This is a genomic window from Roseicyclus sediminis, assembly GCF_025515305.1.
Classification (GTDB): Bacteria; Pseudomonadota; Alphaproteobacteria; order Rhodobacterales; family Rhodobacteraceae; genus Roseibacterium; species Roseibacterium sediminis.
Window position 1 is genome coordinate 53,529 of record NZ_JAOPHT010000003.1, and the last position, 18,252, is coordinate 71,780.

The following is an 18,252-nucleotide window of genomic DNA, read 5'->3' on the forward strand; positions in this document are numbered from 1 at the left end:
CGGGACGGACGACAATGCCAAGGGACGGGACCCCGACATGGAAAATCCGACGGCTGCCATGCTGGTGATCGGTGACGAGATCCTCTCGGGCCGCACCCGCGACGCGAACATGCACCATCTTGCGCGCGCGCTGACCGATCATGGCATCCGGCTTTGCGAGGTGCGGATCGTGGCGGACGTCCACGCGCACATCGTCGAGGCGGTGCGGGCGCTCTCGGACGGGTACGACCACCTTTTCACCTCGGGCGGCATCGGGCCGACGCATGACGACATCACCGCCGAGGCCGTGGCGGAGGCAATGGGCGCGGAGATCGGCATCCGCGACGACGCCCGCGCCTTGCTTCAGGCCCACTACGACCGCCAGGGGCAAGTCCTGAACGAGGCGCGCCTCCGCATGGCCCGGATCCCGGCGGGCGCATCCCTGATCGACAATCCGGTTTCCGCCGCTCCGGGCTTCAGCCTGCGCAACGTCCACGTCATGGCGGGCGTGCCCACGATCTTCGAGGCGATGCTCGCGGGTCTCCTGCCGACGCTGACGGGCGGCGCACCCGTGCTGTCGCAATCGCTGCGGATCGAACGCGGGGAAGGCGACATCGCCGCGTCCCTCGGCGCGCTCGCCGCCGCGCATCCCGAGGTGTCGATCGGCTCCTACCCGTTCCAGCGCGACGGCGTGCACGGGTCCAACGTCGTTGTGCGCAGCCAGGACGGCGCGGCGGTCGACCGGGTGATCGGCGAACTCTCCAGCCTCTTCCCGGAGGCAGGGCGGTGACGGAGGAAGCGCTCGCCGTGGCGCACGCAATCGCGGCGACATGGCCGCCGGAGACGGTGTTGCGGGACGGCGCATTCGACCTCGCCCTCGGCGCGGGTGGCGGCAACCGCGTTTCGGCGGCAAGGCTTGCCGATCCGGCCTCGGACGGAGCGGCCATAGCCCCCGGGGACATCGCGAAAGTCGCCGCACGACAGCGCGACGCCGGTCAGGAGGCGCTCTTCATGGTCATGGGCTGGCAAGGTCCGCTCGACCGGACCCTGGCCGAGGCCGGCTACGGCACGCGTGACGCCACCGACATGCTGGCCGCGCCCGTGGAGACCATCGCCGCGCCGCCGCCCCGGCTCAGCTGTTTCGACATCTGGCCGCCCCTCGCCGTACAGGAGGAGATCTGGGCCGACGGCGGCATAGGACCCGCCCGTCTGGCGGTCATGCATCGGGTTCAGGTCCCAAGGACATCCATCTTCGGCCGCATAGCCGACCGACCGGCCGGCACCGCCTTCGTCGCCGTGCATGGCGAGACGGCGATGCTCCACGCGCTGGAGATCGCGGCACGCGCCCGGCGGCAGGGTCTTGCCCGCACCATGATGCAGGCGGCTGCCCATTGGGCGCAGGGACAGGGCGCGCGGCGCTTTTCCGTTCTCGTGACGCAGGCCAATGCCGGCGCGCAGGGGCTTTACGCTTCCCTGGGCATGAAGGCTGTGGGACAGTATCATTATCGCGTGGCATGAGGGCCTCCGGCAAAAAATGACGGGACCCCGACGTTCTCCCCTATCGGTCGCGGCCGTGGCCGCCGCGTTTCTCGTGGCGCTTCCGGGTGCGGCTCTGTCCCTGGACATCGAGCTGCCGCCCGGCGCCGTGATCGTGCAGTCCGGCCCCCAGGTCGATGGGCGATTCGAGATTGCCGAAGGCCCCTGGCAGGACGGCTCGGTCCCGACGCGGGAGGTGTCGGGCCTCGTGCAGCGCATGACCTGGCAGATGCCGGCGACGGACACCGCGACGGTCGATCTCGTCAGCGCCAGGTTCGAGTCCGAGCTTGCCGCGCAAGGCTTCGAGATTCTGCTTTCCTGCCGCGACCGCGCCTGCGGGGGCTTCGATTTCCGCCACCGTCTCGACATGGGGCAAGGCCCCGAGATGCACGTCGATATCGGCGATTTCCGATACGTGTCGGCGGTCCGCGACGATGGCAGCGGCGCGGCCGCGGTCACCGTGTCCCGCGGCGGCGACACGCTTTACGTCAACGCGGTGCATGTGGGCGAAGGTCCAGCGCGCGGCGCATGGGTCATCCCGTCGAACCGCGCCCCGGAACTGGCCGGCGCCGACGGAACCGCCACTGCCGACGAAACACCACTGACCTCGCCGCCGGAGGTCGAGACGGGCCTTGTCGCCACGCTGCTCGCCGGCGGCGCCGCCCCTCTCGACGATCTCGGTTTCCGCACGGGCGCCTCCGAGCTTTCGGGACAGGACTACGCCTCGCTCACCGCGCTCGCCGGTTTCCTCGCCGCCGATGCGGACCGGCGCGTGATCCTCGTCGGACATACCGATTCCGAGGGTGGCCGCGAGGCCAATATCGCACTCAGCGAGGCGCGCGCCCGGTCTGTTCGCCGGTACCTGATCGAGACGCTCGGCGTCGCACCGGAGCAGGTCGAAGCCGCGGGGATCGGCTTTCTCGCTCCGAGGGCCACGAACGTGACGCCGGAGGGACGCGAAGCCAACCGGCGCGTCGAGGTCGTCCTTCTTGACGCAGGCTGAGCGGCGCGGGGCGAACCCGGCCGCTCAGACAAGAATTTCTTGATTGGATACCCTGGCGGCGCCTACCAGTCGGCCGGCCCCTTTTCGCGGAACACGTCCACGAGGAAATCGATGAAGGCGCGCACCTTGGGCTGGATGAATCGGCCCGGCGGATAGACCGCATAGATGCCCAGAACCTCGACCGGAAGATCGGGGATCGCGTCCTGCAGGAGTCCTTCGCGCATGGCTTCCGCATACAGGAAGCTTGGCAGGTAGGCGATGCCGAGGCCGCCGACCGCGGCGTTGAGAAGGGACTGGCCGTCGTTCACGGTCAGCCAGCCGCCGGTCCGGACCTGCCGCTGCTCGCCCGAAGGCGCGGTGATCTTCCAGACGTTGCTGGACGAGCTGTTCGAATAATGCAGGAGCTTGTGGTCGTTCAGATCGTCGATCCGCTTGGGCCGGCCATAGGTCTGGAAATAGGCGGGCGAGGCGATCATGCGCTTCTGCGTCTCGCAGATCTTGCGGGCGCGAAGGCTGGAATCCTCCAGTTCGCCGACCCGGATCGCCATGTCGAAGCCTTCCGAGATCAGCTCCACGTAGCGGTTGTTCAGCTCCATGTTCACCGTGATGTCGGGATATTCGTGCAGGAACTTTCCCAGGATCGGCGAGACGTGGTTCACGCCGAAATCGGTGGCGATGGACACGCGCAGCGTGCCGGACGGGGCGGATTGCATGGCGGTCACCAGGGCATCGGCCTCGCCGGCGTCATTCAGGACACGGCGGGCGCGGTCGTAGTAGGCCAGCCCGATCTCGGTCGGGCTGACGCGGCGCGTTGTGCGATTCAGCAGGCGGGCGCCCAGCCGCGCCTCGAGACTGGACACGTGCTTGGAGACGGCCGATTTGGAAATCCCGAGTTTCTTCGCCGCATCGGTGAAACCGCCCTGGTCGACGACCGTCGCGAAGGCTTCCATTTCAGTCAAACGATCCATCGATGGTCCTGCATCATCAAAATTATTTCGATCTCGAAGGTCGCTGCCAATTGCGGCGCCATTGGGGTCGGCCCTTGTTCAAAGCCGGGAAATTGCGCGGATCGTTCGTGGCGCAGCAACAGACCCGGACGAACCCATTTCGCTTGTCCGGAGGGTGCAGATGACTAGGCTCCCGGGCAAGGCGATCCACGAAAGGAACGACAAATGACACATGCCGAGGCCCGGGCAGAGCTTGCCGCCGCCTTCCGCTGGACGGCACGCGAAGGCATGCACGAAGGTGTCGCCAACCACTTCTCGCTGGCCGTCAATGATGACGGGACGGAATTCCTCATCAACCCGAAGAAGCACTTCAGCCGCATCCGCGCCTCGGACCTCTGGGTGATCGACGCCAACGATCCCGACAGCGCGACCGGCGATGACGCGCCGGATCCCACCGCCTGGGGCCTTCACGCCAGCCTGCACCGGCACGTGCCCCACGCGCGCTGCGCGATGCACGTGCATTCGACCTACGCCACCGTGCTCGCCTGCCTCGCCGACTCGCGCCTGCCCCCGATCGATCAGTCCTCGGCGATGTTCTACAACCGCCAGGTCGTGGACGAGGAGTATGGCGGCCTCGCGCTGGAGGAAGAAGGCACGCGCTGCGCGCGGCTGTTCCAGGACCCGTCCGTGCGCACGATGATCATGGGCAACCACGGCGTCCTCGTCATCGGCGAGACCGTGGCCGAGACCTTCATGCGCCTCTACTATTTCGAGCGCGCGGCCCGGACCTACATCCTCGGCCTGCAGACCGGGCGCGCCTTGCGGGAATTGTCGCCCGAGATCGCCGAGCGAACCGCCGCCCAGCAGGAAGGCGATGCCGCGGCCGAAGCCGATTTCCTGCGCGGCCTGCGCGACGTTCTCGATGCCGAGGACCCCGACTACGCCACCTGAGCCCGCTTCATCCTGGCCCAAAACTCCGGGGGAGTCCGAAGGACGGGGGCAGAGCCCCCTGCCCGAGCGAAGCGAGACCAGGGCAATGCGCGGAACGCGCGCGATCGGGCCGGCTAACCGGCCACGCGCCGCAGGACGATCAGGCGGTACTCGTGTTCCTTCGCGAACTTTTCGGAGCGTCCCGTGCGCCGCCCGAGCTTGTTCAGCGATCGGCCGAGCATCTTCTCCAGTGCCCAGGCGCGCCACGGGTAGTCCGTGGCGAGCGCCTGGCGGAACCGCGCCACGAAGGGCGCGATCTTCTCGTTCTTGAGAAACTCGTGGATCACGAAGGTCGGCGTGATCGCGTCGGTCATGTCTTCGTCGGATTGCACCTCGAAGTGACCCTGCCGCGCGACCTCGGCCAGGAAATCGCCATGCGTTCCGCGCGTGCCGTCGCGATGGGCGTGACCGGGCCTCCGGAAATAGTCGAAGATGACGACACCCTTTTCCGCGTAGCGCGCCGCCTGGGCCAGCGCCGCGACCAGGTCGATGTAGTGGAAGCTTTCGGCGAAGAGGCACAGCTCGTAGCGGGCCTCGCTCTCGAAATCCTCGAACAGGGCGTCGGTCACCTTGGTGCCTTCGGGCAGCTTCGCCCGCGCCATCTCGTTCATCTGGACCGACGGCGACACGCAGGCGACCTCGAAGCCGCGTTCGATCAGGGCGCGCGCGTTCGCGCCCGTCCCCGACCCCACGTCGAGTATTCGGGACACGCCGCCAGGGACGGTGCCGATCGCCTCGACGAGCTTTTCGAGATAGGCCTCCTGCGCGGCACCCAGCGCCTGTGCGGACAGGACCGAGGGCACGCCGTCGGGGAAATAGCCGTAGTGGGCATAGCCATGCCCGAACATGACCTCCGACATCAGAGCGGTCAGTTCCAGTTCGACGGATTTCAGTTTCATGCATCGCCCTTAGCCAAGCCGCGCCGCCGCGCCAAGTCCCGTCTGCGCGCCACGCAAACAGACTTGACCGTGCGGTCGGCTATACAACAAGCTTGCCTCCGGGGAGATCGGGAAGGGAGACCCATGACACCTGAGGAACGCGCGCGCCGCTCGGCCGAGGCGATGTGGGCCGATGACCGCGCCTCGAAATGGACCGGGCTCCGGCTGGAGACCGTGGGACCGGGCCACGCGCGGCTGTCGCTCGTGGTCCGCGACGATCACCTGAACGGCCACGGTATATGCCATGGCGGGGTGATCTTCACTCTGGCCGATTCGGCCTTCGCCTTCGCGTGCAACTCGCACAACCGGGTTGCCGTCGCCCAGCACAACACGATCAGCTACCTCAGCCCCGGCAAGGGCGGCGAGACGCTGACCGCCGACGCGCGCGAGGTGTCCCTGACGGGACGCTCCGGCATCACCGACGTGACCGTGACGGGCGGCGACGGCCGGATCGTGGCGCTGTTCCGGGGCGCCTCGCGCCAGATTGGCGGAACCCACTTCGACGAGGAGGAAGAGACCTGATGCGCGACCTCACGCCCCCCCGTTCCTCTCTCGACCCCATCGAGATCGCCAGCCGCGACGAGATCGCGGCCCTCCAACTCGACCGCCTGCGCTGGTCGCTGCGGCACGCCTACGACAATGTCCCGCATTACCGCCGCGCCTTCGAGGCCCATGGCGTCCATCCCGACGACCTGCGCGACCTCGCCGACCTCGCGAAGTTCCCCTTCACCGTGAAGCAGGACCTGCGCGACAACTATCCTTTCGGCATGTTCGCCGTTCCGCGCGATAAGGTGGCGCGCGTGCACGCGTCCTCCGGCACGACAGGCAAGCCGACCGTCGTCGGCTACACCGCGCGCGACATCGACACATGGGCCAGTGTGGTCGCCCGCTCCATGCGTGCCGCGGGCACGCGGCCCGGCGATGTGGTCCATGTCGCCTATGGCTACGGGCTCTTCACCGGAGGCCTCGGCGCGCATTACGGCGCGGAAAAGCTCGGCTGCACCGTGGTTCCCGTCTCTGGCGGCATGACGCCGAGGCAGGTCCAGCTGATCGAGGATTTCGGCGCCTCGACGATCATGGTCACGCCCTCCTACGCGCTGTCGATCCTGGACGAATACAGGGAGCAGGGCCGCGACCCCCGCGAAAGCCCGCTGAACGTCGGCATCTTCGGCGCCGAACCCTGGACCAACGCCATGCGGTCCGAGATCGAGCAGGCCTTCGACATGCACGCGGTCGACATCTACGGCCTCAGCGAGGTCATGGGCCCCGGCGTCGCCAACGAATGCGTCGAGACGAAGGACGGCCTGCACATCTGGGAGGATCATTTCTACCCCGAGGTCATCGACCCCGCGACCGGCGAGGTCCTGCCCGACGGCGAGATGGGCGAACTCGTCTTCACCTCACTCACCAAGGAGGCCTTCCCGATCATTCGCTACCGCACCCGCGACCTCACCCGCCTCTTGCCCGGCACGGCGCGGTCCATGCGGCGGATGGAGAAGGTGACGGGCCGCTCCGACGACATGATCATCCTGCGCGGCGTCAACGTCTTCCCGACCCAGATCGAGGAGCAATTGATGGCGACCCCCGGCCTCGGGCCGCATTTCCAGATCGAACTGACGCGGGAAGGGCGGATGGACGCGATGATTGTCCACGTCGAGGCCGCCGAGGGGCCGATGGGCTCCGATGCGCTGCAAGACGCGGGCGACGCGCTGAAACGGCGGATCAAGGAACGCGTGGGCGTCACGGTCGAAATTGCCGCCCATGGCTCGGGCGGGGTGCCGCGCAGCCAGGGCAAGGCCGTGCGCATCGTCGACAACCGGCCGAAGGGCTGAGGCGAATGCCGCGCGGGCTGGCCCGGGATCACGAACAGAAGCGCGACGCGCTCCGCCGGGGTGCGGCGGCACATTTCGCGGCCCATGGCTACGACCGCGCGTCGATGGCCTCGGTCGCGGCGGCCTGCGGCGTGTCGAAGGCGCTGATCTATCACTACTACGACAGCAAGGAGGCGCTGCTGTTCGACCTCCTGCACGAACATCTCTCAAGCCTCGCCACCGCCATCGAGAAAGCCGGCCAGACCGGAACCGCCAGGGAGCGCCTCCGCGACACGATCCGCGCGATCCTGCTGGAATACGAGGACGCCGACGACGCCCACAAGGTGCAGCTCGAGACGCTCGACACGCTGCCCTCCGACCGACGTGATCCGTTGCTGAAGCTCATGCGCGGAATGGTCGAACGGTTGGGCGAGCGGCTGGAGGCAGCAGCACCCAGTGGCCTAGGGGACCGCCGCCGCGCGGTGACGATGAGCGTCTTCGGCATGCTGAACTGGTACTACACCTGGAACAGGCCGGGGCGCGGCATGGACCGGGGGACTTATGCAGACCTCGTGACCGACCTTGTGCTGGGCGGCATGGAGCGGCTCTGAACCTGTGCCCGGCCCCTAGGGCGCCAAGAAAAGCGCGAGAACCTCGTCGCCATGCCCCGCCGCTTCACCCGTCGGCTGCCATCCCAGGTGCCGGTAGAAACCGTGCGACCTTGACACGGGATCGGCGGACGCCTCGAGAAACAGGCGCCTGAATCCAAGGCCGTGCAGGTGTTCGGCCACTCGTGAGAGGAGCGCCTTTCCAAGACCTTTGCCCTCGTGCCCGGGCAGGAGCGCAAGGACCACGACCTCGCCTGTCTCGCGGTCGCCGAAGCAGTACCCAACGATCCCGCCAGCATCGCAGCAGACATACCCCGGCAGCCGACCCGACCCGATATCGGCGCGCCAGCTTTCCTCCGTAATCCCCCGGGCGGCCAGGTCCGCCCGTGAAATCGCGTTCTCGCGCGTCAGGCCGCGCAGCGCGAGGCAGGCGGCGGCGTCATCGGGGCGCGCGGGTCTCATCGTGTATGGTTCGGGAAGAAAGGCCGTCATCCGTTCCGATCCTGGTGCGCGGGGCCAGCGGCAGCGACCGAAAGACCCTCCGGCATGGCCGCATTGTTTGCGCGCCGCATCTTGGTATGCTGGCCGAAAGGGCCGAAGACCCGCATGAAGCCAGAGGCAGAATGGCGAGAAAACCGCGCAAGACCAAGCGGGCCGGGCAGACGCCCGGTCTGGGACGGGCCGTCCGGACGCTGCGGCGTCAGGTTTTGCGTGCCGTCCTGATCGCTGCCGTCGTCGTCACGGCATGGGTCGCCGCCTATGCCGTCGTGCCCGTACCCACCACGGCCTACATGATCTCCGAGCGGTTCCGTCTCGGCGGGATCGAGCGCGACTGGGTGCCGATGGAGGACATCTCGGTTCACCTGCGGCGCGCGGCCGTCGCGGCGGAGGATGCCAATTTCTGCCTGCACTGGGGTTTCGACATGGAGGCGATCCGCGACGCGATCGACGCGGGCGCGGCGCGCGGTGGCTCCACGATCAGCCAGCAGACGGTGAAGAACGCCTTTCTCTGGCACGGGCGCTCGTGGCTCAGAAAGGCGCTCGAGGCCGCGATCACGCCCCTGATGGAAGGGATCTGGTCCAAGCGGCGCATTCTCGAGGTCTACCTGAACGTGGCCGAGTTCGATGAAGGCGTCTTCGGGGCCGAGGCCGCTGCCCGGCACCATTTCGGCGTTTCCGCCGCCGATCTCACGCCAGAACAGGCCGCGCGCCTCGCCGCCGTCCTGCCCGCACCTCAGGATCGCTCGGCCAGCCGGCCCTCCGATTTCGTCACGCGCAGGGCCGCCGCGATCGCGGACGGTGCAGCCACGATTCGCGCCGATGGACGGGACGATTGCTTTGCGAATTGAGTTTTCCGCCGCCAGCGGGCATCAAGGTTGTCAAAACCGGTAATTTCACCGAGCAGACATGATCCGTCTCTACCATTTCGCGCTGTCCCCCTTCTGCCGCAAGGTCCGCCTGGTCCTCGCGGAGAAGAAGATCGACGTGGAGCTGGTCGACGAGAAATATTGGGAGCCCTCGACCGAGTTCCTGCGCCGCAACCCCGCCGGCAAGGTGCCGATCCTCAAGATCGACGGCCTGACCCTCTCGGATTCGAACGCCATCTGCGAATACATCGAGGAAACGCGACCCGAACCGCCCCTGATGCCCGCCGACCCCAAGGCGCGGGCCGAGGTGCGTCGTCTCGTGGCGTGGTTCGACGACAAGTTCCACCAGGAGGTGACGCGCAACCTCGTCTACGAGCGCGTCAACAAGAAGGTCATGCGCGCGGGCTATCCCGACGGCAAGGCGGTCAAGACCGGCGCCACGGCGATCAAGTTCCACCTGCGCTACATGGAATGGCTTCTGGATCATCGCCGCTGGCTGGCGGGCGACCGGATGACGATGGCCGATTTCGCTGCCGCCGCGCATATCAGCTGTCTCGACTACATCTCGGATGTCGACTGGACGTCCAGCGCGGCGGTCAAGGACTGGTACGCCACGATGAAGTCGCGGCCGGCCTTCCGCTCGGTCCTGTCGGACCACATCCCTGGCTTTGCGCAGCCGCCGCACTACGCGAACCTGGACTTTTGACCGACCTGAAGGAGAGGCTGCGCGCCGAGGCCCTCGCGTCGGGCTTCGCCGGGATGGGCGTCTGCCGGCCCGATGCGATCCCCGAGGCTGCCGCGCGGCTGGCCGGCTTCGTGGCCGAGGGGCGGCACGGTCAGATGCGCTGGATGGCCGAGCGCATGAACTGGCGGGGCAACCCCGCGGCCCTCTGGCCCGAGGCGAAGTCGGTCGTCATGCTGGCCGAGCCCTACACGCCCGACGAGGACCCGCTGGCCAATCTGGAACGTCCCGAGGTCGGGACGATCTCGGTCTATGCGCGCAACAGGGACTACCACGACCTCGTCAAGAAACGGCTGAAGCGGGTCGGGCGCTGGTTTCTGGAGGAGGCGCGGCGGGACGATCCCTCCGCCGCACACGCGATCAAGGTTTTCGTGGACACCGCTCCGGTGATGGAAAAGCCGCTGGCCGCCGCCGCGGGGCTCGGATGGCAGGGCAAGCACACGAACCTGCTGTCACGCGACCTCGGAAACTGGGTTTTCCTCGGCGCGATCTTCACGACCGTCGCACTGCCGCCCGACGCGCCCGGGGCAGACCATTGCGGCAGTTGCCGCGCCTGCCTCGATATCTGTCCGACCGATGCCTTCCCCGCGCCCTATCAACTCGATGCGCGACGCTGCATCTCCCACCTGACGATCGAACACGATGGGCCCGTCGACACGGCGCTCCGCCCGATGCTCGGCAACCGCATCTACGGTTGCGACGACTGTCTCGCCGTCTGTCCGTGGAACAAGTTCGCCGTGGCGGCCTCGGAGGCGCGCTATGCCGCGCGCGACGACCTTGTCGCGCCCGATCTCGCGGAGCTTGCAACGCTCGACGACACGGCATTCCGCGCCCGGTTCTCCGGTAGCCCGATCAAGCGCATAGGACGCGACCGATTCGTGCGTAACGTGCTATATGCCATAGGGAATTCCGGGTCCGCGCGCCTGCGTCCGGTGGCCGACGCACTGGCACGGGACGCTGACCCGACGGTATCGGACGCCGCCCGCTGGGCCTTGGGGAGACTGCCATGAAGCTTCTTGTCTTCGGCATGGGCTATACCGCCCGGACCCTGCTGGACGAATGGCCGGCCGACATGCCCTGCGAGGTCGTCGTGACGACGCGCAACGCCGAGAAGGCCGCCGCGCTGGAACAGGAGGGTCTGACCGCGCGGATCTTCCCGGGCGAAGATCTTTCGGAGGATGTCGCCACGGCAAGCCATGTCCTCGTGACGGCGGGGCCCTCTGACGGACGCGACCCGGTCCTCGCGCGCCTGCGTTCCGCCTTCGCGGGGGCGGCCGGACATCTCGACTGGGTCGGCTACCTCTCGACCACCGGGGTCTACGGAGACCATGGTGGCGGCTGGGTCGACGAGACGACGCCTCTGACGCCCTCGACCTCCCGAGGCCGCGCACGTGTCACCGCCGAGGCGGAATGGCTGGCGCTTCACCACGATCACGGCCTGCCGGTTCACATCTTTCGCCTCGCGGGAATCTATGGCCCCGGCCGGGGACCTTTCGAGAAGGTCCGCAACGGAACCGCGCGGCGCATTGTGAAGCCGGGCCAGGTCTTCAGCCGCTGCCATGTCGAGGATATCGCGCAGGTCCTGCTCGCCTCGATCCGGCAGCCGAACCCCGGCGCCGTCTACAACATCTGCGATGACGACCCCGCGCCGCCGCAGGACGTGATCGCCCATGCCGCCCGTCTTCTCGGCCTTCCGCCGCCGCCCGAGATCCCCTTCGACGCCGCCGATCTCGGGCCGATGGCCGCGAGCTTCTATGCCGAGAGCAAGCGCGTGCGGAACGACCGGATCAAGCGGGAGCTGGGCGTGAAGCTGCGCTATCCCGACTACCGCGCGGGTCTGGCACAGCTTCTTTCCGCCGAGGCGGAGGATTGACGCTGCCAGTCCGGCCGAAAACCGTGTATGGGTCTGCCAAGAAACAAGAACCCTTTTGGGGCTGCAGGTCATGAGAGCACTGGCATTCGCGGCGCTTGCGGCGCTGACGCTTCTGGCGGGCTGCGCCGCGCCGAAGTTCATCGAGTACAACGGCCCCGAGGTCACGCGCATCGAGGTCTTCAAGTCGAGCAGGACGATGATTCTCTGGCACGACGACGAAGTGCTCGAGAGCTACGAGATCGAGCTGGGTTTCGCCCCCGAGGGTCAGAAGACCCAGGAAGGCGACGGACGCACGCCCGAGGGCGAGTTCTTCATCGACCGGCGAAACCCGAACAGCGAGTTCTATCTCTCGCTCGGCATCGACTATCCGCAGGCCCCGCATATCGAGGCCGCGACGGAGGCCGGGGTCGATCCGGGCGGCGACATCTTCATCCACGGCACCCCGCGGGAGTTCCGGCGGACGGATGACTGGACGGCCGGGTGCATCGCCGTCACCAATCGCGAGATGCGGCAGATCTACGCGATGGTACGCGACGGGACCCCGATCACGATCCACCCCTGAGGCGGGGCGGAAACTGTTGCCCGAACCCGCACAGGTTGTTGCACTGCGGGCGACCCGCAGCCGCGGAAAGGGCCCGAATCCCTGCGGACGCGTCCGCCGAGATACGGAGAATTCCGGCGTTTTCCATCCGCCTGGGCCGGTGTTTTCGGGAGGCAAGGCCTTTGGAAAGCAGGCGAAAACCGGGGGCAGGGAAGGGGAACGTCGTCAAGTGTTGCCAATTTGACGACATGCACCTTCCGCCGCAGCGAGGGACCGGGCCACGCCATTGCAATCAATCGGCATTGCTGCTTAAAGATTCTCACGAGGTACAGTCTTGGGTGCCCTAACCTGTGCATGATGCACAAAACGGGGCGTATCTTGGAGGATATTATGAAGAAACTCGCACTCGCCGCCGCTCTGTCGGTCGTTGCCACCGGCGCTTTCGCTGGCGGCATGGTGGAACCGGTTATCGAGCCTGTCGTGATCGTCGAAGACACGTCCAGCTCGGCCGGTGGGATCCTCGTGCCCGTTCTGGCACTGATCCTGATCGCAGCAGCGATCCACCACAACTGATCCCAACGGATCAGTCGGTAAAGGGAAGGCGGTCCTTTAGGGGACCGCCTTTTCCTTTTTTGAATTCCTGAAATCGAGGCGCGCTGGCATCCGGCTAACTTCCGGACTTCATCCGCGCAGCCCGGCCTCCGCAGTGATCTCGGCGCGCGATTTCCGCTCGCGTTCCGTGGCGGACTTCAGCTGACCGCAGGCGGCCATGATGTCCTCGCCCCGCGGCGTGCGGATGGGCGACGCATATCCGGCCTTGTAGATGATGTCGGCAAAGCGTTCGATCCGCGCCCAATCGGACCGTTCATAGGGGGCGCCGGGCCATTCGTTGAACGGGATGAGGTTGATCTTCGCAGGGATCCCCGCAATCAGCTTCACCAGTCTCCGGGCATCCTCGTCGCTGTCGTTCACACCCTTCAGCATCACGTATTCGAAGGTGATGCGCTCGGAGTTCGACGCCTTGGGATAGACCCGCAGCGCATCGAGCAGCGTCGCGATGTTCCATTTCTTGTTGATCGGCACCAGGCGGTCGCGCACCTCATCGGTCGTGCCGTGGAACGAAACCGCGAGCATGCAGCCGATCTCGGTCGCGCAGCGCGCGATCTCCGGCACGACACCGGACGTCGACAGCGTGATGCGCCGGCGCGAAATGGCGATTCCCTCACCGTCCATGGCGATCTTCATCGCGTCGCGCACGTTCTCGAAATTGTAGAGCGGCTCGCCCATCCCCATCAGCACGATGTTGGAGATAAGCCTCGGACGCTCGCCCGACCCCTCGCCGGGGCGCGGCCATTCGTCGAGGTCGTCACGCGCCACCATGACCTGCCCGATGATCTCGCCCGCCGTCAGGTTCCGCACCAGCTTCTGCGTGCCGGTATGGCAGAACGAACAGGTCAGCGTGCATCCCACCTGGCTGGAAATGCACAGCGTGCCGCGATCCTCTTCGGGGATATAGACGACCTCCACCTCGTGGCCGCCCGCGATCCGCATCAGGTACTTGCGGGTGCCGTCGAGGCTTACCTGCTTCGACACGACCTCGGGCACGGCGATCTCGAAGGCTTCGTCCAGCTGGGCGCGATAGGACTTGGCAAGATTCGTCATCGCGCCAAAGTCGCGCTCGCCCTTCTGGTAGATCCACTGCCAGATCTGGCCGGCGCGCATCTTGGCCTGCTTCTCGGGCGTGCCCGCCGCGATCAGGGCCTCGCGCAGGCCGTCCCGCGTCAGCCCGACAAGATTGACCCGGTCCCCCACAGGGGCCTTGCGCGGGATTGTAAGCACGTCCTGCGTGATCGGGGCGGCAATGGGCGTCGGTGCAGCGGTCATGTCGGCGATCCTGGATAGACCGGCGTCACATAAGGCGTCCCGCGCCCCAAGGCAAACGCCGTCAGCCGCCGCAGCGGGCCTGCGCGTCCTCGACCGCAGCCGTGAACCCCAGAAGCGAGATCGTGTCCCGCGTGGTGGTGCCACGCGCCGAGACACCCGTCACGACCGCATCGGTGCCGCGCTTCATCGCCTCGATCAGCCGCGCGTCCTCTTCGGCGGATGCCGACCAGGCGAAGCCCACGCGCTCGCCGTCGACGTCGCGGTTCTCGGTGTAGAACTCGAACGTGTCGCTGCCGATCTCGACCGTGACCACGTGACCGTCGGGATAGGGATAGCCGCCAGTGAACGATACCTCGCCCATCCGGCTCTGGCCCGGCCAGAAGCTGACGAACATCAGGATATCCCCGCGGTTCACCTGGACCTCGTTGCCGTCGCGCGTGTTGACCGAACCGGTCGGCTGCGACACGACCCAGCATTGCGTCGGGTCGTCCTCGACAAACACGCTCCAATCGGTGTCCGCGGCCACGCGGTTGGTGCTTTCGTCCTGCGCCAGGACCGCGCCTGCGGACGCGGTCAGGCAGGCAGCGGCAAGAATGCCGATGATGGAAGTCTTGTAGAACACGTGAGCCTCCAGCCCTTCTCTGCCTCTGGTGCCCGGCGCGCAGATGGGTCAGGAGTATGAGCGCGCTGGCGTTTATCGCCGGGAGAATAGGGGATCATGACTCGCAGCGAAAGTCCCGATGGCGGAAAATCGCCGGATCGGGATCTGCGGGTCTGATAGGACGCGCAGAAGGAGATTTCCATGCCGATGCAGCACGACGCGGTAGAGCTGTTGCACGTGATCCGGGGGCCTTTGGTCGAATGCGTTCACCGCGGCCATGTCGCGGTCTGGCACCACGAAGAGGGCCTCGTGGCGCAACTGGGTGACCCGGCGAAACGCATCCTGCCGCGCAGCGCGTGCAAGATGATCCAGGCGCTGCCGCTGGTGGAAAGCGGCGCCGCGGATGCCGCCGGCCTGACCCCGGCGCAGCTTGCGCTGTCCTGCGCCTCGCACGCGGGCCAGGCGCTCCACACCGACATGGTGACGTCGTGGCTATCCGATCTCGGTCTGTCCGAGGCCGACCTGCGTTGTGGCGCGCATTGGCCAAATGACCAGGAGGCGACCCATGACCTCGTGCGCGAGGGACGAAAGCCCGACCAGCGCCACAACAACTGCTCGGGAAAGCATTCGGGCTTTCTCACCTTGTCGCGCCACCTCGGCGGCGGGCCGGAATATCTCGAGCTCGACCATCCCGTGCAGCGCGCGGTCAAGGCCGCGCTTGCCGATCTGACCGGAGAGGAGATCTCCGACTACGCGATCGACGGATGTTCGGCGCCGAACTTCGCCATGTCGCTTCAGGGCCTGGCTCGCGCCTTGTCCCAATACGCCGTGGCGGGCGAGATGGGCGGGGTTCGCGGGCGGTCCATGGCCCGGCTCGTCGAAGCCATGGTTGCGCATCCCGAATACGTGTCGGGCGAACGCCGGCCCTGCACCCGCCTGATGCGGGCGGCGGGCGGGCGCGCCGCGATCAAGGGCGGCGCCGAGGGCGTCTATGCCGCGATCGTCCCGGAAAAGCGGCTCGGCATCGCGCTCAAGGTGGACGACGGCGCCTCGCGCGGGTCGGAGGCGGCGGTCGCGCAACTGCTCGTTGCGGCCGGCGTGCTGGACCCGGACCATCCCGAGGCTCGCGCCGTCATGTTCGGCCCGATCCGCAATTGCCGCGAGACGGTTACGGGACACTACGACATCGCCACGCCCCTCGCCGCGCTGCGCCTCTGAGCTTCGGTCAGGAGACCGGGTTCCGTCCCTCCGGCGCAAGATCCGCGATCCGCGCCAGGAGGGCGGGCTTCTTCAGGGGTTTGGTCATGTAGTCGTCCATGCCGGCGGCCAGGATCCGCTCCCGGTCGCCCTCAAGGGCGTGGGCGGTCATGGCGACGATGGGCACGCGCGCGAGACCCTCTTCCGCCTCGTGGGCGCGGATCAGGGCAACGGCCTCCATCCCGTCCATGACGGGCATGGAAATGTCGGTGAAGACCATGTCGGGACGCAGGCTCCTGTAGGCCTCGACCAGTTCGGCGCCGTTCTCGACGAGGGTCAGGTCGAGATCGAGCGTCTTGAGCATCGTGCGAAAGACGAGGCGATTGGTGCGGTTGTCCTCGGCCGCGAGCACCGACAGGCGTCCACCCTCGCGGCACCACGGCCCCTCCGTTGACCCGGCGGGCCCCGCGGCCTTCACCGCGTCGGCCAGCCGCAAGGCAAGCTCTGGCGCGCCGGAGGGCAGGATCAGCGGCTCGAGGCCCGGGACGCCTTCCTCGGGTCTCTCGCAGAGATGCAGGACGGGACCCGCGAAACCCGCGTCACGCAGCGCGCTGGCCCAGGCGGCGGCCTGCGCGGCCTCCGCGATGAGGATCACGGTCTCACCGGCCCCGATCGTTCCCGGTGCCGGTTCCGCCCGCACAGAGGCCCCGAGGACGGCCAGCATCCGCATCAGCCCGCTGGCCCGGTCCGAGAAGGTCGGCCCGATCAGCCGCACGCGGCGGGCATCGCCGGCAAGACGGATCGGATCGTCAGCCCCGACAGGCACCGTGGCCCGGCGCAGGGCGAGACGGCAGGTGAAGGTCGACCCCTTCCCGGGCTCAGAGACGAGGTCGATCTCGCCGGCCATCATCGCGACGAGCCTCCGCGTGATCGCGAGGCCGAGGCCGGTTCCGTCGTGGCTTCGGTTTGCCTGGTCCTCGACCTGGTTGAATTCGCCGAAGATGTGGGCCTGCATCTCGGGAGCGATGCCGATGCCGGTATCCTCGACCGCGATGGTCAGCTGCAACTCCGGCCCGCCATCCGGCGGCGAGGTGCCGCGAACGATGACGCGCACGTGGCCCGTCTCGGTGAACTTCACGGCATTTCCGACCAGGTTGAAGAGAACCTGCCGCACCCGCCCGCAATCCCCGATCAGCCGGTCGGGGCCTTGCAGGTCGAGATCCAGAAGCAGCGCGATATCGCGCCCCTCGACCCCGGGGCGAAGAAGGCCGAAAACCTCCAGGATGACCTCCAGAAGGTCGAATTCCCCCATGTGAAGCGCGAGCTTCCCCGCCTCGATCTTCGAGTAGTCGAGAATGTCGTTGATGATGACCAGCAGCGCCTCGCCCGAATGGCGGATCGTTTCGGCGTAGAGCTTCTGGTCGGCGTCGAGCTCCGTCTCGCCCAGCATCTCGGCCATGGACACGACACCGTTCATCGGCGTGCGGATTTCGTGGCTCATGTTGGCAAGGAAGGCAGATTTCGCGCGGCTGGCGGCCAGCGCGGCATCACGCGCGGTCTTCAGGTCGCGCTCCCTCCGGATCGTGGTGGTGATGTCGAGCCCGAGGCAGACCGTATCGCCCTGCGGTGTGCGTTTGTCGATCAGGCGCACGAAAGCCCCGTTCCAGAGGCGGATGTCCACGCGCGGGATGTTGGCGCGCTCCCACCTCGTCAACATCCGTTCGATCCAGTCGTCGGGATGGGCGCCTTCGAGGTCGATGATCCCCTCGTCGACCGAGATGCGCAGGATCGCATCGTAGCTGGCACCCGGCGCGACGTCGGCGATGCCGTCGAAAGGTCCAAGGAAGGCGGGATTCGCGGCAACGAGGCGACAGTCGCGGTCGAAGATGGCAAAGCCGTCCTCCACGGCGGTCAGCGCGTCCCACAGCCGCCGTTCGGCGAGATCGGCGCGGCCCGTCGCAACCTCCAGCTCCGCGGCGACCTGTGTCGTCCGCCCCTTGAGCGCGGCGTTTTCCTCGCGCTGTTCGATCACCTGGTACGACAGCGCATGCGCATGTTCGGCCAGCTTGCGGTTGGCGGAATACAGCTCCTCCGAGCGCAGCGCGAGCAAACGCTCGGCCTGCAGGCGGGCGCGGCGTTCCCGCGCCAGCCGCTCGTCCAAACCGCTCAATGTCATAACCCGCGCCGCGTGCTTCCGACCTCAGTCGCCGGGAAACTACGCCGCGCGGGATGAAG

Annotated in this window: 20 protein-coding genes; 14 read left to right on the forward strand and 6 right to left on the reverse strand. The window is 67.2% G+C overall.

Annotated elements, in window-relative coordinates; all coding sequences use genetic code 11:
- Positions 1 to 37 precede the first annotated feature (37 nt).
- Genes N8I71_RS05130 through N8I71_RS05140 form a run of 3 tightly spaced genes read left to right on the forward strand, consistent with a single transcriptional unit; the run spans position 38 to position 2,518 of the window.
- A complete protein-coding gene (locus N8I71_RS05130) occupies positions 38 to 769 on the forward strand; it encodes a competence/damage-inducible protein A (RefSeq protein ID WP_262876868.1) in 732 nt (243 codons plus the stop codon).
- Positions 766 to 1,497, forward strand: coding sequence for a GNAT family N-acetyltransferase (locus N8I71_RS05135; RefSeq protein WP_262876869.1), 732 nt, complete (start codon positions 766 to 768; stop codon positions 1,495 to 1,497). Before N8I71_RS05130 ends, N8I71_RS05135 begins: the two co-directional genes overlap by 4 nt.
- A 16-nt stretch (positions 1,498 to 1,513) precedes the next feature.
- A complete protein-coding gene (locus tag N8I71_RS05140; RefSeq protein ID WP_262876870.1) occupies positions 1,514 to 2,518 on the forward strand; it encodes an OmpA family protein in 1,005 nt (334 codons plus the stop codon).
- Between the two features lie 62 nt (positions 2,519 to 2,580).
- Here N8I71_RS05140 and N8I71_RS05145 read toward each other — a convergent pair whose 3' ends face one another.
- Positions 2,581 to 3,486: a LysR family transcriptional regulator gene (locus N8I71_RS05145; RefSeq protein ID WP_262876871.1), complete on the reverse strand. Its 906-nt coding sequence runs from the start codon at positions 3,484 to 3,486 to the stop codon at positions 2,581 to 2,583.
- 204 nt (positions 3,487 to 3,690) lie between these two features.
- Between N8I71_RS05145 and N8I71_RS05150 the strand changes: the two genes are divergently transcribed.
- Entirely contained in the window at positions 3,691 to 4,416 is a 726-nt protein-coding gene (locus tag N8I71_RS05150; protein ID WP_262876872.1) for a class II aldolase/adducin family protein, read from the forward strand.
- 113 nt (positions 4,417 to 4,529) lie between these two features.
- On the opposite strand, the gene N8I71_RS05155 is transcribed toward N8I71_RS05150, so the two are convergent.
- A complete protein-coding gene (locus tag N8I71_RS05155) occupies positions 4,530 to 5,354 on the reverse strand; it encodes a class I SAM-dependent methyltransferase (protein ID WP_262876873.1) in 825 nt (274 codons plus the stop codon).
- 123 nt (positions 5,355 to 5,477) lie between these two features.
- Here N8I71_RS05155 and paaI point away from each other — a divergent pair, with 123 nt between their 5' ends.
- The 3 genes from paaI to N8I71_RS05170 are packed head-to-tail and all read left to right on the forward strand — an operon-like array spanning position 5,478 to position 7,815.
- Entirely contained in the window at positions 5,478 to 5,915 is a 438-nt protein-coding gene (paaI, locus tag N8I71_RS05160) for a hydroxyphenylacetyl-CoA thioesterase PaaI (protein WP_262876874.1), read from the forward strand.
- Positions 5,915 to 7,225 (forward strand): phenylacetate--CoA ligase PaaK, encoded by a 1,311-nt coding sequence (gene paaK, locus N8I71_RS05165; protein ID WP_262876875.1) that lies wholly within the window; start codon positions 5,915 to 5,917, stop codon positions 7,223 to 7,225. The genes paaI and paaK overlap by 1 nt, the downstream gene beginning before the upstream one ends.
- A 5-nt stretch (positions 7,226 to 7,230) precedes the next feature.
- Positions 7,231 to 7,815 carry a TetR/AcrR family transcriptional regulator gene (locus N8I71_RS05170; RefSeq protein WP_262876876.1) on the forward strand — a complete coding sequence of 195 codons (585 nt, stop codon included), beginning with the start codon at positions 7,231 to 7,233 and terminating at the stop codon, positions 7,813 to 7,815.
- A 15-nt stretch (positions 7,816 to 7,830) separates the two neighbouring features.
- Here N8I71_RS05170 and N8I71_RS05175 read toward each other — a convergent pair whose 3' ends face one another.
- Positions 7,831 to 8,304 (reverse strand): GNAT family N-acetyltransferase, encoded by a 474-nt coding sequence (locus N8I71_RS05175; protein ID WP_262876877.1) that lies wholly within the window; start codon positions 8,302 to 8,304, stop codon positions 7,831 to 7,833.
- Between the two features lie 131 nt (positions 8,305 to 8,435).
- Between N8I71_RS05175 and mtgA the strand changes: the two genes are divergently transcribed.
- The 6 genes from mtgA to N8I71_RS05205 all read left to right on the forward strand — a co-directional run bounded on the left by mtgA (position 8,436) and on the right by N8I71_RS05205 (position 12,908).
- Entirely contained in the window at positions 8,436 to 9,161 is a 726-nt protein-coding gene (gene mtgA, locus N8I71_RS05180) for a monofunctional biosynthetic peptidoglycan transglycosylase (RefSeq protein ID WP_262876878.1), read from the forward strand.
- A gap of 58 nt (positions 9,162 to 9,219) precedes the next feature.
- Positions 9,220 to 9,885, forward strand: coding sequence for an FtsZ-binding protein FzlA (gene fzlA, locus N8I71_RS05185; RefSeq protein ID WP_262876879.1), 666 nt, complete (start codon positions 9,220 to 9,222; stop codon positions 9,883 to 9,885).
- Positions 9,882 to 10,931, forward strand: a complete 1,050-nt coding sequence (queG, locus tag N8I71_RS05190; protein WP_262876880.1) for a tRNA epoxyqueuosine(34) reductase QueG — start codon at positions 9,882 to 9,884, stop codon at positions 10,929 to 10,931. The genes fzlA and queG overlap by 4 nt, the downstream gene beginning before the upstream one ends.
- Entirely contained in the window at positions 10,928 to 11,794 is an 867-nt protein-coding gene (locus N8I71_RS05195; protein WP_262876881.1) for an SDR family oxidoreductase, read from the forward strand. Before queG ends, N8I71_RS05195 begins: the two co-directional genes overlap by 4 nt.
- A 70-nt stretch (positions 11,795 to 11,864) precedes the next feature.
- The gene (locus N8I71_RS05200) at positions 11,865 to 12,356 is read left to right on the forward strand and encodes a L,D-transpeptidase family protein (RefSeq protein WP_262876882.1); all 492 of its coding nucleotides are present in this window, start codon (positions 11,865 to 11,867) and stop codon (positions 12,354 to 12,356) included.
- A gap of 369 nt (positions 12,357 to 12,725) precedes the next feature.
- A complete protein-coding gene (locus tag N8I71_RS05205) occupies positions 12,726 to 12,908 on the forward strand; it encodes a hypothetical protein (protein WP_262876883.1) in 183 nt (60 codons plus the stop codon).
- Positions 12,909 to 13,016: 108 nt separating this feature from the next.
- Here the strand turns inward: N8I71_RS05205 and rlmN are convergent, their stop codons facing one another.
- Entirely contained in the window at positions 13,017 to 14,219 is a 1,203-nt protein-coding gene (gene rlmN / locus N8I71_RS05210) for a 23S rRNA (adenine(2503)-C(2))-methyltransferase RlmN (protein ID WP_262876884.1), read from the reverse strand.
- 61 nt (positions 14,220 to 14,280) lie between these two features.
- Complete coding sequence (locus tag N8I71_RS05215) at positions 14,281 to 14,841, reverse strand: invasion associated locus B family protein (RefSeq protein WP_262876885.1); 561 nt, start codon at positions 14,839 to 14,841, stop codon at positions 14,281 to 14,283.
- A 180-nt stretch (positions 14,842 to 15,021) separates the two neighbouring features.
- Here N8I71_RS05215 and N8I71_RS05220 point away from each other — a divergent pair, with 180 nt between their 5' ends.
- Positions 15,022 to 16,038: an asparaginase gene (locus N8I71_RS05220; protein ID WP_262876886.1), complete on the forward strand. Its 1,017-nt coding sequence runs from the start codon at positions 15,022 to 15,024 to the stop codon at positions 16,036 to 16,038.
- Between the two features lie 7 nt (positions 16,039 to 16,045).
- Here N8I71_RS05220 and N8I71_RS05225 read toward each other — a convergent pair whose 3' ends face one another.
- Positions 16,046 to 18,187, reverse strand: coding sequence for an ATP-binding protein (locus tag N8I71_RS05225; RefSeq protein WP_262876887.1), 2,142 nt, complete (start codon positions 18,185 to 18,187; stop codon positions 16,046 to 16,048).
- Between the last annotated feature and the right edge of the window lie 65 nt (positions 18,188 to 18,252).

Excerpts from the sequence above, each read along its gene's own strand:
- paaK (WP_262876875.1), top strand. The coding sequence starts at position 5,915 with ATGCGCGACCTCACGCCCCCCCGTTCCTCTCTCGACCCCATCGAGATC.
- rlmN (WP_262876884.1), bottom strand. The coding sequence starts at position 14,219 with ATGACCGCTGCACCGACGCCCATTGCCGCCCCGATCACGCAGGACGTG.
- N8I71_RS05130 (WP_262876868.1), top strand. The coding sequence starts at position 38 with ATGGAAAATCCGACGGCTGCCATGCTGGTGATCGGTGACGAGATCCTC.
- N8I71_RS05140 (WP_262876870.1), top strand. The coding sequence starts at position 1,514 with ATGACGGGACCCCGACGTTCTCCCCTATCGGTCGCGGCCGTGGCCGCC.
- N8I71_RS05220 (WP_262876886.1), top strand. The coding sequence starts at position 15,022 with ATGCCGATGCAGCACGACGCGGTAGAGCTGTTGCACGTGATCCGGGGG.
- N8I71_RS05170 (WP_262876876.1), top strand. The coding sequence starts at position 7,231 with ATGCCGCGCGGGCTGGCCCGGGATCACGAACAGAAGCGCGACGCGCTC.
- mtgA (WP_262876878.1), top strand. The coding sequence starts at position 8,436 with ATGGCGAGAAAACCGCGCAAGACCAAGCGGGCCGGGCAGACGCCCGGT.
- N8I71_RS05150 (WP_262876872.1), top strand. The coding sequence starts at position 3,691 with ATGACACATGCCGAGGCCCGGGCAGAGCTTGCCGCCGCCTTCCGCTGG.
- N8I71_RS05175 (WP_262876877.1), bottom strand. The coding sequence starts at position 8,304 with ATGACGGCCTTTCTTCCCGAACCATACACGATGAGACCCGCGCGCCCC.
- N8I71_RS05145 (WP_262876871.1), bottom strand. The coding sequence starts at position 3,486 with ATGGATCGTTTGACTGAAATGGAAGCCTTCGCGACGGTCGTCGACCAG.
- N8I71_RS05200 (WP_262876882.1), top strand. The coding sequence starts at position 11,865 with ATGAGAGCACTGGCATTCGCGGCGCTTGCGGCGCTGACGCTTCTGGCG.
- fzlA (WP_262876879.1), top strand. The coding sequence starts at position 9,220 with ATGATCCGTCTCTACCATTTCGCGCTGTCCCCCTTCTGCCGCAAGGTC.
- N8I71_RS05205 (WP_262876883.1), top strand. The coding sequence starts at position 12,726 with ATGAAGAAACTCGCACTCGCCGCCGCTCTGTCGGTCGTTGCCACCGGC.
- N8I71_RS05195 (WP_262876881.1), top strand. The coding sequence starts at position 10,928 with ATGAAGCTTCTTGTCTTCGGCATGGGCTATACCGCCCGGACCCTGCTG.
- N8I71_RS05155 (WP_262876873.1), bottom strand. The coding sequence starts at position 5,354 with ATGAAACTGAAATCCGTCGAACTGGAACTGACCGCTCTGATGTCGGAG.
- paaI (WP_262876874.1), top strand. The coding sequence starts at position 5,478 with ATGACACCTGAGGAACGCGCGCGCCGCTCGGCCGAGGCGATGTGGGCC.